A 12151-nucleotide genomic window follows, 5' to 3' on the forward strand; every position below is an offset into this window, starting at 1 on the left:
CTCGTTCTTCCAAGGGATGGAGCCACCGCTATGTCACCGGACACTTGCGCGACACACTCGCCCCGCTTCTGGCGTGACGAGCGCTTGCCGTTCATAGAAGCGCGGACCATCGCCGACGGGCGCAAGGTCACTTACACCCGTCACGCCCATGAGCATTTTTCTATCGGCGCGATCACCACCGGACGCAGCTATTACCACTACGGCGCCGAGACCTTCCAGATCAGCGTCGGCACGGTGGTATTGATGAACCCTGGCGACGTGCATGCCTGCAACCCTATTGAGAACGAGCATTGGTCCTACCATATGCTCTATCTCGATACCCCGTGGCTCACGAACCTGCAATACCAACTGGGCTTCAGTACCGAACAGGGTTACCGGCCATTCAATACGCCCCATACCCGTGACCCGGTGTTGTTCAGCGGCCTGTTGGCGCTGTACAGCACATTGGTGGACGAACAGGCCGAACTGCTGCAAAAGCAAAGTGCATTGATCAGTTATTTCAGTGAAGTTCAGCAGCGCCTGAACCCATCGCTTACGCCAGTGCGGGAGGTGAACCACAAGCTGGAACGCGCCGCCGAATTCATCCGCGCGCACTGCACCCTTGCGTTGAAACTGGAAGATATTTGCCAGGCGGCCGAGCTGTCGCCGTCGTACCTGATCCGCGCGTTCAAGCAGTATTACGGGCTGACGCCCCATGCGTTTGTGGTCAATGAGCGTATCCAGTTTGCCCGCAGCCAACTACGCCAGGGCGAACTGATCGCCGATGTGGCCCTGGCCGCAGGCTTTGCCGACCAAGCGCATTTCCAGCGTGCCTTCAAACAGCACTTCGCCGCCACGCCCGGCCAGTACCGCGACCGGCTCAAGCCATCAGCAAATAACCCACACTGGCCACCAGCAACGCGGCCATTGAGCGGTTGAACACGCGCACGCCCTGGGGGTTACTCAAGTAGCGGCGCAGGAAGGTGCCCGCATAGGCCCAGCACGCCACCGACAGGTAACAGATCACCAGGTAGAGGCTTGCAAACAGCCACACCTGACCGGCGTCGCCATCAGCCACGAACAGACCCATTCCCGCCACGCAAGCCAGCCAAGCCTTGGGGTTGAGCCATTGCATAATCGCGCCGTAAAGCATTGATGGCGCAGTGGCGGTGCCCTCGGCGTCCAGGCGGCCATCATCGACGGCCAGTTTCCAGGCCATGTACAGCAAAAAGGCCACGCCGCCCCATTGAATCAATTGGGTCAGGATTGGCCAGCGCACCAACACTTCATGCAGGCCCAGGCCGATCAGCACCAACAGCAGGGTGAAACCGACGGCAGCGCCGAACACGTGTTTCTGGCTGGCGGCAAAACCGAAGCGCGCGCCGGAACTCAGGGCCACGACATTGACCGGTCCCGGTGTGATAGAGGTGGCCAGGGCGAAGGCGGCCATGGAAATAATCAAGCTCATTGCGGATCCCTTTTTATGGTGATGCATGAAGAGGGATCCACGGTATAAGGCCGAGCCGAAACGGTATTGAACAAAATCACCCTGGCCCCCAGTCTCGTGACGAGGCTGCCTCAGCGCTGCGCAGGAATGCGGATATCGCCCTCCCGGCATTGGGTTTTCACACTGCGCGGGCAGCCGGCGAACGCCAGCTCCTTGGTCAGGCAGACGCGCACTTCCGACAGCACCTTGCCTTTGCAGATCACGGCCAACCCATGATTGCCCATGCGCGGGTTGCTCTCGCGAAACAACGCCTCGATTTCACGGGCAGGCAACGAAGGCGGTGTATTGAACGGTTGCAGTTGCGGCGGAATGGCGACAACGCCCAGTGCCACATCGGTCTTTTCCAGATACGCCATTGGATCCAGCCCACTGCAAGTACCGTGCTTGGCCCATTCGTGCTTGAGCAGGGAACGCGTGGGAAACAGCGCCGCGCCCTTGTCCATCTCTTCGCGAGACAAGCGTGACTGGGAATCACAGGACGCCGGCCACCCGCCCTTCGCGTATTGCGGCCACAGACCGTGAAGCACAAAACCGTAGCCTTTACCTGAACACTGTTCGTTATTCGGGTGCGTCAGGCAAAACGTCGGCGACCATGACAGCGACAACACGTAGAAATCAAACTCTCCAGGCGTACCCTGACTTCTTGGGGCCGCCATTGCGCCTGTAGCGAACACAAGGCACAACACCATCCAGTATCTCATCCGTCTATTCCTTGAGAAAAAACACGTATATCGCATCTAGCCGGGATGATGGGGGTTGCGCTGTAGCACCTTGTCCAGAATCCGGTCGGTTTTCAATGCCTCGATGGCCAGCGAAGGATGCTCGGCTTCACCACGGATATGCGCGTTCATGGCCAACACGTGGTGCCACTGGATATGCGCGTGGCACGGCACGTCCAGCACTTCGTTGGTCTCGCCTTCAAGGCGCAGCGGTTGGTCTTCGAAAACGGCAAACGTAATGCGACCCTTACTGCCGATCAGCTCGACGTTGTCTTCGCGTCGGTCGGCAACAAAGTTCCAGCAACCCATGCCCAGCGCGCCCGAGCTGAAGGTCCAGCAAGCTGTAACCGCGTCCTCGGCCACATAGCGACCTGCCTGGCGTGCGGTAAAACCGGACACCTCGACGATATCCCCGGCCAGGTACTGGAACAGGTCAAAACCGTGGCTGGCCAGGTCGGCAAAGTAGCCACCACCGGCGATCAGCGGGTCGGTGCGCCAGTTGGCGGCGCTGGCGTCCTCGGCAGCCGGTGGTTTGCACAGGGTCCAGGTAAGCTGACGCAGCTCGCCGATGCGCCCATCCCGCAGCCAATCGCGAACTTGCTGAAAGCGCGGCAGCGAACGGCGGTAGTAGGAGACAAACAAATGCAGCCCGGCACGCTCGAAGGTACGTTGCATCAATGCGCTTTGCTCGGCATTCAGCGCCATGGGTTTCTCGACGCAGCAATGCTTGCCGGCCGCGGCCACCATCAGGCTGTATTCCAAGTGGCTGTCGGGCGGTGTGGCGATGTAGACCGCGTCCACCTCAGGGTCGTTGATCAGCGCCTGGGCGTCGGTATAGGAACGGGCAATGCCATGGCGTGTTGCATAATCGCGCACGGCGGCCTCGCGACGCCCCATCACGGCCACCAGGGCCGAACCTGGCGCTTTGTAGAAAGCGGGCCCACTCTTCAATTCAGTGACACTGCCACAGCCGATCATGCCCCAACGTACGGTGCTCATCTGTTTCCCTCGTGCGTTTTGTTCAGTCGGGCAGTATCCACATACCCATCCCTGCGCGCCATAACCACTTAGCATGACAATTGCATTACACTTTTATGACATTCATGCCGCTGCGGGACACAGACGATGAAAATCAGGGCAACGGTCATATGCGAACACGAGGGGCATATCCTCTTCGTGCGCAAGGCCAGATCAAAATGGGCGTTGCCGGGTGGCAAGGTCGAACGCGACGAACGCCCGGTGGGCGCCGCCGAACGCGAGCTGGAAGAAGAAACCGGATTGAACGTGGACGGCCTGCTCTATCTGCAGGAACTCAAAGCCCGCGACACGCTGCATCATGTGTTCGAAGCGTCAGTGGTGAACATCGCGGACGCGCGACCCTGTAACGAGATTGTCGACTGCCAGTGGCACGCTTATGGCGCGCTCGACCAGTTGGACACCACCGACGCCACCAAACACATCGTCAAATCCTTTCTACGCCGCCTGTAAATCGACGCTCTGGTCGCTGGCCAACACCCCTCGTATCACCAAGCCATTTGCTCTCTGCCGTTCGACAAAGGATTTGACGAACGCGGCAGCGGCTGCCTGCACCAACGGTACTGTCAGTGTTCAAAAATCCAGCGTCTATTTGTAGCGAAAACGCCGAAACACCCGCGCCAAAAAGCCTCCTTCACGACCTCTCGTCTGCTGCCTCGGCTTACGCTTGACTCCAAGCGACGATCAAAAGAGGCTCTTGGCTATTCGCCATCATCCCCGAGCACTCCCATGAGCATCGATCACCCAAGCCAGCCCGACAGTGACGTGTACCGAACGCTGTTGGAGTCGACCAAAGCCATCCCCTGGCGTATCGATTGGCAAACCATGACGTTCAGCTACATCGGCCCGCAGATCGAAACATTGCTGGGCTGGACCCCGCAGAGCTGGGTCAGCGTGGACGACTGGGTCGAGCGCATGCACCCGGATGACCGTGAATACGTGGTGAATTTCTGTGTGTCGCAGTCCCGCGCCGGCGTGGACCACGAGGCGGATTACCGGGCACTGACCGTCAACGGCGACTACGTGTGGATTCGTGACGTGGTGCACGTGGTGCGCAAGGACGGCGAGGTCGAAGCCCTGATCGGCTTTATGTTCGATATCAGCGAACGCAAGAAAACCGAAGAGCACTTGGTACGCCTGCAAAAGCAACTTGAGGAATATTCCTACCAGGACGGCCTGACCGGCATCGCCAACCGACGCATGTTCGACACCGTGCTTGAGCGCGAATGGGCCAGCGCCCAGCGCAGCCAGTTGCCGCTGTCGTTGATCATCCTGGATATCGATTTTTTCAAGCAGTACAACGATCACTACGGCCATATCAAGGGCGACGAATGCTTGCGCCAGGTCGCACGTACCCTGTCGCTGGCAGCCAACCGGCCACGGGATTTCATCGCGCGGATCGGCGGTGAAGAGTTTGTATGGCTACTACCGGAAACCGACGCGGCGTCGGCCAAACAGGTAGCACGACGTTGCCTGCACCTGATCTGCCAGCAGCAGATCGAGCATGGTTTTTCGGCGGTGTCGAACCTGCTGACCATGAGCCTGGGCGTCGGTACACGTATCGTCACACCAGATAGTCCGATGCTGGAATTTGTCGAGGGTGTCGACAAATTGCTCTACCAGGCCAAACGCAATGGACGGATGCGCGCGGAGTTTGCCGAGGGTGAAGTTTGACGCGGAGGTCAAATCGCGGGCAAAAAAAATCCCAAGTAGCTGATGGAAACTTGGGATTTAAAAATGCATAAACCGTGGGAGGTGAACGCCCGGCTATAGTAACGACTGTAAAAACGTGTAACAAGACTATTTCAATCCTTTCGTCGGATTGGAAGTGTTGTAAGTCCTTCAATAACCACATGTTTTTTAGGGTAGTGACGGATACAAGTGCCACTTTTTGGTGCAACTACCGGGTATATTTCCACTTATAAAAAAGGGTTATTAATAAAAATAACGACGCATCCTTCGATGGGTCCACGCGTGATTACACCCTGTTTTTTTCGTAGCGTACGTCGTCACACTCAACCTGCCCTACTTTCGACCAGCCCAGGCGTTGGTAAAAACCGTTTGCACGAATGTGGTCACGCCCGTCGGTGATCAGAAACAGTGTGGTGTGGTGTTCAAACAACACGGCTTCGGCAACAGCCATCAGTTTCCGACCGAGGCCGAGACGCTCGTGAGTCGGCAGTACGAACATCGCAAACACTTCGCCTTCGGCCAGGTAGACCATCGCAAAGGCTGCAGGTTGACCGTCTACCTCAGCGATCCATGCACAGGGCGCGTCACGAATGCTCTCGGCCAGAACTTGGGGCGTAATGCCCAGGTCGGCCATCTGCGCAACGCTCAAATGGTTTTGCACCACAGACGTACGGATGGCGAAGAGCGTGGCGACATCGTCCTGCGTCGCTACCCGGATAGTGGTTTGCATACTGGCTCCCTGTCCTTGGATAAAGGCGCAATTGTAGACAAATGAGAAGCCAGGGGTTGGGATGGTTTTGTAAGCCGAGTGCTGGTGGCCGAGGCCTATTTACGCGCCACTTTGTAGCGTACGCAATCCTGGTAGAAGCTTTGGCGGATCGCCTCCGGCTTGAGGCGTGAACGGCTGTCGTAGGTCTGTTCGGTGATGCCCATGGCCATCATGCGCATCCAGGATTTGTTGAACTTGAGGGTCTGGATCTTCTGCCGAGCGGCGTACAACGACACCCCCGACAGCTTGAGTTCCTGGGCCCTGGCAGCGGTGCCAGCGCCCCAACTGCACATGTACTTGTCACCCTCGCGCAGCTCCCGTGCCTGCACGACAGCCGCGCCCCCTGCCAGGGAGCAGGCGATCAGCATGATTCCAACATTGCGCATTTGCATCCCCGCCTAACCACCTGAAAATAAAAGCGATTCTGGCGAGAATTTTGTTACAAAGGGGCCATTAAATTGCCTTATCGAGTGAACGGGTTGTTGGCGAGTACGCTCGCCACACAGCGTTCACCCATTACAACGTTGCAGGCAGTCACCACTGATAAGTCGCACTCGCTTGCACCGTGCGCTGCGAGCCATACCAGCACCACGAGTAGGAATAGCACGACGCGACATACTCTTTATTCGCCAGGTTGGTAGCGTTCAGCGCCAGGCGCAGGTTGTCCTTGAGGTTGACGATGTTCTTGATGTCGTAGTGCACCGCCGCATCGAACAAGGTGTAGCCCGGTACTTTCAGGGTGTTAGCCGTATCGCCCCACGAAGAGCCGACATAACGCGCACCGGCGCCGGCACCAAAACCCTTGAGGTTGCCGTCATGGAAGGTGTAGTCCGCCCACGCCGAGGCGGTGTGACGCGGAACCGCGTAAGTGGTGGTGCCCTCTGCGTTGATGGCCGGGCCTACGCCGATGTCGCTGATGGGTGCATAGCGCACGGTATTGTTGGACTTGCTGATGCGGTTATCCAGGTACGCGTACGCCGCAGTGATGTCCAAGTTGTCATTGAGGCTGGCCTTACCTTCCAACTCAAAACCACGGGATTGCACTTCGCCGTCCTGGCTCTGGCAACGACCGGTACCGCACAGGTGCGTAGGGTCCGGATCGGTCGTCAGTACGTTGCTCTGGCGCAGGTCAAAGATCGCCGCCGTGATAAAGCTGTTACTGCCCGGCGGCTGGTATTTGATGCCGATTTCATACTGTTTACCTTCGGTCGGCTTGAACACCGAGCCGCCATACCCGGTGCCCGACTGCGGGTTGAAGGATTCCGAATAGCTGGCATACGGCGCCAAGCCATTATCGAAGAGATAGACCAGGCCGACACGACCGGTGAAGGCCTTGCTGTCCAGCGAGGATTGACTCTTGACGCCCGTGCGAAGAGTTTTGGTGCTGCTCTCGGTGCTGGCCCAGTCATAACGACCACCCAGCAGCAACACCCACTTATCCCACTTCATCTGCTCTTGCAGGTAGACGCCGGTCTGTTCGCTACGCGACGTGCCGTCGGTGGTGTACGCCGGTACCGCAACGGCTGCGCCGTAGACCGGGTTGAAAATATCCAGGGTTGGCCCGGCAGTGTAGGTGCCTGAGCCGGACAGGGTGTCAGTGCTGGTGTTCTGATAATCGAGCCCCATCAGCAAGGTGTGCTGCAACGGGCCCGTGTCGAATTTGGCCTGGACCTGGTTGTCGAGGGTATGAGCGTCCATGTCCACATCAGTGGCGATAGTCGAACGGCGGATAGTCCGATAATCCGTCAGCAGGTAGTTGCTGTAGAGGCTACGGTATTGGCCTTCACTGCGCAGGTAACGCGCGTTTTGGCGTACGGTCCACACGTCATCGAAGTGATGTTCGAAGGCGTAACCGATGGAGTAATACTCGCGGTCGCTCTTCTCAAAGCTCTTTTCACCGTCGTAGAAATCCACATCAATGCTGCGCCCGGTTGGACTGTGCAATACCGAGCCCCAGGCGGGCACTGATCCGTAGGACGCGCCCTTGGGGTCCTTTTGAAAATGCCCGAGCAGCGTCAGCGACGTGGCATCGTCCGGGCGCCAGGTGAACGCGGTCGACAGCGACTGGCGGCGGGTCTCGGTGTGTTCAACCTGACCATCGGCATCGTCGAAAAGTCCGGCAACACGGTACGAGTACACGCCCTGATCGTCTATCGGCCCGCTCAAATCGAAGGTGGTGCGCTTCTTGTTGAAGGTGCCGTATTCGACGCCCACTTCATGAAACGGCGTGTCCAGCGGGCGCTTGGTGACCATGTTAATTACCCCGCTCGGTGTCCCTTGACCGTAGAGCACCGACGCCGGACCACGCAGCACTTCAACACGCTCCAGGTCGAAGGCGTCTTTTTGCGGCAAGGCATCACGACTCGATGGCATCCGCAGGCCATCAAGGTAGGTGGCCGGAGCGAACCCGCGGATGGTCAATTGGTCCAGACGCGAGGCGGTAGCGCCACGGGTTTCCGGGACCACGGCGGCGCTGTAGCGCAGGATCTGGTTGAGGCTCTCGGCGTTCTGCGCACGCATCTGGTCTCGGGTCACGATGGAGATCGACTGCGGGGTTTCAATCAGCGCGGTGTCGGTCTTGGTTCCCGACAGGCTGCGCGTGGCCACATAGCCGGACACCGGCCCAGTGGGGCTTTCAGCCTGGTAGGCAGCGCTGATGGTGGTGGGCTGCAACTCCATGGCGCCGCCGTTATCCGGGATAGCTTCCAGGCGGTAGCGGTCGGCGGAAATCTTCAAGGCTTGCAGGCCGTTGCCGGCCAGCAGTTGGTTCAGGGCCACATCGGTGTCGTATTGCCCACTCAAGCCATTGCTACGCTTGCCCCGAGTCAAGCTTGCATCAAAGGCCAACACCAGCCCCGCCTGCTCGGCCAGGCTATTGAGGGCCTGGCTCAAGTCACCGGCCGGGATCTGGAAGCTACGCACAGCGCGGCTGCTTTCTTCGGCAAAGGCGGATTGGACATTCAGCAACGGCACTGCGGCAAAAGCCATCGCCACTGACAGAGCCAGTGGATGCACGGGACGAGCGAGGCGCGACATGGGAAATCCTGCGTAATAGAGGTTCTATTAACCATGACGGCCATGTCCGCAAATCGGGCAGGAATGAGATCGTTTTTTATTTGAGAAAGTTTTCCCCGTGTACTGATGCAATCAGTTGGACCGCTTTTTTGTGTAGCCCTCTGCCAGGACATGGGTGGGCTCCCACGAATTCCTCTGGTTCAAAACTGGTACTTCATCCAGTCATGATCCAGGGATCTGAAAAAAGCGATCCGTCCATCACCCCCACGCCACCACCAACAACCCTACCCCCAACGCCAGGCACAAAGGCGAATAAAACCAGGTGTCCATACTCGCAAACCGCGACCCACTGACTTTCTTGAAAAACCCGACCAACTCCGAGTCCCCAATCGCCCTGGCAAACATCACCAAGGCAATCGCGCTGATCCCCCACTGCAATGCCCCATGGGACACTGGCGAGAAATAAAGCCCAGCCCGAAGACACACGAGCAGCGCAATCGCCACCAACCCCATCGCCACCAGAAAAGTGCCCAATGCCGACGGTTTAAACGCCGGGCGTGGCCCGCTGGCGAATTCGCCGGGGAGTTGGGGGATGGCGGCGAGGCTGCCGAGTTTGCCTCCCGCCGCCCAGTACAGGTGGACCATGCTGATGCAGGTAAAAATGCCGACAATCCACCGCGCGATGACAAAGCTCATGGCTGGCTCTCCTTAAAGGTGCGAAACAGGATAGTCGCCCAGAGATTTTTTGCAGGCATTTCGTCGGCAGCTGATGCTAAAGTGCCGCCCCATGAAATTCGCCCGTGCCGACCGCTCGCTCATTGCCTGGATGCTGTATTGCTGCGTCCTGTTCAATGTGTTCGTCTGCAGTATTGGTCATGGGCAGATGGTGGGGATGCAGCTCAATGGCATCGGCGGTCAGTTCTGTACCGTGGACCCGCGTACCCAGGCGCCCCAGCCGTCCAACTCCACCGATGAGAACCTGCCCACGCTGTCCAAGGCGTTTGGTTGTCCGCTGTGCTCCTCCGGCGGGATGGGACCGGCGCTCAGTTCCAGCCTGAATGTAGCGGTGTTGCCGCAACCCCATGCGCCACCGCCGGCCATTGTGCTGGCCGCCGACATCCCTGCTCGCTTCACCTGGCCCGCGGCTAACCCGCGCGCGCCCCCTGCCTTCGCCTGATCCCTTCGCTTTCCGATCTGCACCGGCCTCCGTTTGTCCAAGGAGATACGGACGGCTGTGCATTGCTTTCAAGCCAAGTTTTTCAGGATTCAACCATGAAACATTTACCCCTGTTGGCGGGCCTGTTCGGCTGCCTGCCTGTCTGCGCCTGGGCCATTGAGCTGGCCCCGACCACCATTGATGGAGAATCAACTGCCGAGCCTGGCCTGTCCCTGGATCAGTCCAGCGGCGTGGCTTCGCGCTTGGGATTGAGCGTGCGGGAAACCCCGGCGTCGGTGGCCATAGCCAATCGCAACGATATCGAGCGTCATGGCGCCAAGACCTTCCGCGATGCAGCCAACACCCTGCCCGGCGTCAACGCCAGCGCACCGCCGGGTTTCGGTGGGTTTGTGTCTTATCGTGGATTTACCAGCAGCCAGATCACCCAAATGTTCAATGGGATCAACGTAGCCACCGGCCTGGCGCGTCCCGTGGATGCTTGGATCTATGACCGGGTGGAACTGGTCGGCGGCCCCTCCTCCTTGATCAACGGCGCTGGCTCCGTGGGCGGCTCACTGAACTACGTCACCAAGTTGGCGACCCGTGAGGACCAAGCCGCCGAAGGCCAACTGACCTATGGCAGCTACGACACGGCCGGCATGGCTTTTGGCGTGAACCAAGCGTTGACCGAACCGGGTGCCGAGGTGCAGCACTATGCGCGCCTGGATGTCAGCCGCAATACCAATCACAGCTACATCGACCGCGCTCAGCGCGATGCCTGGAGCCTGGCGTTTTCCCTGCTCAGTGACCTCACTCCCGACCTGTCACACACCCTGGCCCTGGAGTATCAGGATGAACACGAAGACAGCCCGTATTGGGGTACACCGGTGCTCAACCCCAAGGCCGGCGAGCTGAAGATCGACACACACAACCGCTTCAACAACTACAACGTGGCAGACGGTCGTTATGAACAGCGCACGCTGTGGGCACGCTCGATTATCGACTACCGGATCAACGACAGCACCACGCTGAAAAACACCCTCTACCACCTCGACAGCCAGCGCGACTACCGCAACCTGGAGACCTACCAGTACACCACCAATAACAGCGCGGTGAACCGGTCCACAGCCTACCAAGTGCGCCATCAAGGCGAACAGAACGGCAACCAGTTCGAGCTGCGCCATGACGACAGCCTGTTCGGCCTGTCGACCACTTGGTCCGGCGGCTTTGAGTACAAGGTCAACAGCACCACCAGCACGCCCTGGAATATGCCGGGTAACAGCACGGTGGATCCAAACGACTTCAATCCCGGGCACTTCTACGACATCCCGCGAACCCAGGAAAAGTTCGGTAAGGACAAGACTAATGAAGTCACCACCAAAGCACTGTTCGTGGAAAACCGACTGGGCCTAACCGATAAACTCTCGCTGCTCAGCGGCCTGCGTTACGACGCCATTGATCTGGATGTGACCAACCACCGCGTTGTCACGGCTACTAACCCACGGCACTTCAAGCGCCGTTGGGAGCCGGTGACAGGCCGCGTGGGCCTGACGTACCAGTTCATCCCCTCAGCCAATGTCTACGTGCAATACAGCACCGCCGCCGAGCAGCCCACTACCACCACTCAGGTGTTCGACGTCTCGACCGGCAAGCAGTGGGAAGTGGGCAGCAAGTTTGATTACTTGGACGGGCGTGGCTCGGCGACCGTGGCCGCCTACAGGATTGAGCGCAAGGATTTTGCCGTCACCGACCCACAGGACCCGACCACCAGCATCCCGGTCGGCGCGCAGTCGTCCAAGGGCATCGAGCTGGCGAGTTCGCTGCGCATCACACCAAAGCTTCTGGCAGAGGGCAACTTCGCCTGGGTGGATGCGGAGTACGACGAGTTCAACGAGAAAATCGCCAGCGGCGCAGTGGTTTCGCGTAAAGGCAACACGCCGACCAACGTGCCCAAGCGCGTGGGGAATGTGTGGATGACTTATGATTTCGCCGAGGACTGGCAAGGCGGCGTGGATGCGCGGTATGTCGCCGAGGTGTACGCAGATAATGCCAACACGATGACCGTCCCTGCCTACACCCTGTTCGGGACGTTCCTGCGCTACAACGTGGATGCGCACACGTCGGTGACTGGGCGGGTGCGCAACTTGACCAATGAGGTGTATGCCGAGTTTGCGCATGTATCGCCGGCTTACTACCTCGGTTCGCCGAGGACCTTTGAAGTGGCGGTGCAAACCAAGTTCTAAACAGCAACGTGTTCACAATGTGGGAGGTGCGGTGCG

Annotated in this window: 12 protein-coding genes; 5 read left to right on the forward strand and 7 right to left on the reverse strand. The window is 58.9% G+C overall.

From position 1 onward, the window contains the following. Nucleotides 1–30 precede the first annotated feature (30 nt). Nucleotides 31–918, forward strand: a complete 888-nt coding sequence (locus ACKZ62_RS17160; protein ID WP_095185938.1) for an AraC family transcriptional regulator — start codon at nt 31–33, stop codon at nt 916–918. Here the strand turns inward: ACKZ62_RS17160 and ACKZ62_RS17165 are convergent. The 3 genes from ACKZ62_RS17165 to ACKZ62_RS17175 form a co-directional block, all read right to left on the reverse strand. Next, nucleotides 860–1447: a LysE family translocator gene (locus ACKZ62_RS17165; protein WP_032885806.1), complete on the reverse strand. Its 588-nt coding sequence runs from the start codon at nt 1445–1447 to the stop codon at nt 860–862. The genes ACKZ62_RS17160 and ACKZ62_RS17165 overlap by 59 nt on opposite strands. Before the next feature lie 110 nt (nt 1448–1557). Continuing rightward, nucleotides 1558–2187 carry a ribonuclease T2 family protein gene (locus ACKZ62_RS17170; RefSeq protein WP_447095568.1) on the reverse strand — a complete coding sequence of 210 codons (630 nt, stop codon included), beginning with the start codon at nt 2185–2187 and terminating at the stop codon, nt 1558–1560. 36 nt (nt 2188–2223) lie between these two features. Continuing rightward, nucleotides 2224–3204: a Gfo/Idh/MocA family protein gene (locus ACKZ62_RS17175; protein ID WP_122755931.1), complete on the reverse strand. Its 981-nt coding sequence runs from the start codon at nt 3202–3204 to the stop codon at nt 2224–2226. A 126-nt stretch (nt 3205–3330) separates the two neighbouring features. On the opposite strand from ACKZ62_RS17175, the gene ACKZ62_RS17180 reads away from it, so the two are divergent. Further along, the gene (locus ACKZ62_RS17180; protein WP_032885802.1) at nt 3331–3693 is read left to right on the forward strand and encodes an NUDIX hydrolase; all 363 of its coding nucleotides are present in this window, start codon (nt 3331–3333) and stop codon (nt 3691–3693) included. Between the two features lie 276 nt (nt 3694–3969). Continuing rightward, nucleotides 3970–4914 carry a sensor domain-containing diguanylate cyclase gene (locus ACKZ62_RS17185; protein WP_095185941.1) on the forward strand — a complete coding sequence of 315 codons (945 nt, stop codon included), beginning with the start codon at nt 3970–3972 and terminating at the stop codon, nt 4912–4914. A gap of 304 nt (nt 4915–5218) precedes the next feature. On the opposite strand, the gene ACKZ62_RS17190 is transcribed toward ACKZ62_RS17185, so the two are convergent. From ACKZ62_RS17190 to ACKZ62_RS17205, 4 genes are all read right to left on the reverse strand, one after another. Beyond that, a complete protein-coding gene (locus tag ACKZ62_RS17190) occupies nt 5219–5662 on the reverse strand; it encodes a GNAT family N-acetyltransferase (RefSeq protein ID WP_447095569.1) in 444 nt (147 codons plus the stop codon). 95 nt (nt 5663–5757) lie between these two features. Continuing rightward, the gene (locus ACKZ62_RS17195; protein WP_032885840.1) at nt 5758–6087 is read right to left on the reverse strand and encodes a hypothetical protein; all 330 of its coding nucleotides are present in this window, start codon (nt 6085–6087) and stop codon (nt 5758–5760) included. Nucleotides 6088–6235: 148 nt separating this feature from the next. After that, a complete protein-coding gene (locus ACKZ62_RS17200) occupies nt 6236–8737 on the reverse strand; it encodes a TonB-dependent siderophore receptor (protein WP_095185942.1) in 2502 nt (833 codons plus the stop codon). A gap of 237 nt (nt 8738–8974) precedes the next feature. Then, nucleotides 8975–9412 (reverse strand): DUF3995 domain-containing protein, encoded by a 438-nt coding sequence (locus tag ACKZ62_RS17205; protein WP_032885797.1) that lies wholly within the window; start codon nt 9410–9412, stop codon nt 8975–8977. A 91-nt stretch (nt 9413–9503) separates the two neighbouring features. Here ACKZ62_RS17205 and ACKZ62_RS17210 point away from each other — a divergent pair, with 91 nt between their 5' ends. Together ACKZ62_RS17210 and ACKZ62_RS17215 are read left to right on the forward strand one after the other, a co-directional pair. Further along, nucleotides 9504–9893, forward strand: a complete 390-nt coding sequence (locus tag ACKZ62_RS17210; protein ID WP_095185943.1) for a DUF2946 domain-containing protein — start codon at nt 9504–9506, stop codon at nt 9891–9893. A gap of 95 nt (nt 9894–9988) precedes the next feature. After that, nucleotides 9989–12115, forward strand: coding sequence for a TonB-dependent receptor (locus tag ACKZ62_RS17215; protein ID WP_032885795.1), 2127 nt, complete (start codon nt 9989–9991; stop codon nt 12113–12115). Nucleotides 12116–12151: the final 36 nt, after the last annotated feature.

It is taken from the genome of Pseudomonas sivasensis (assembly GCF_052938085.1).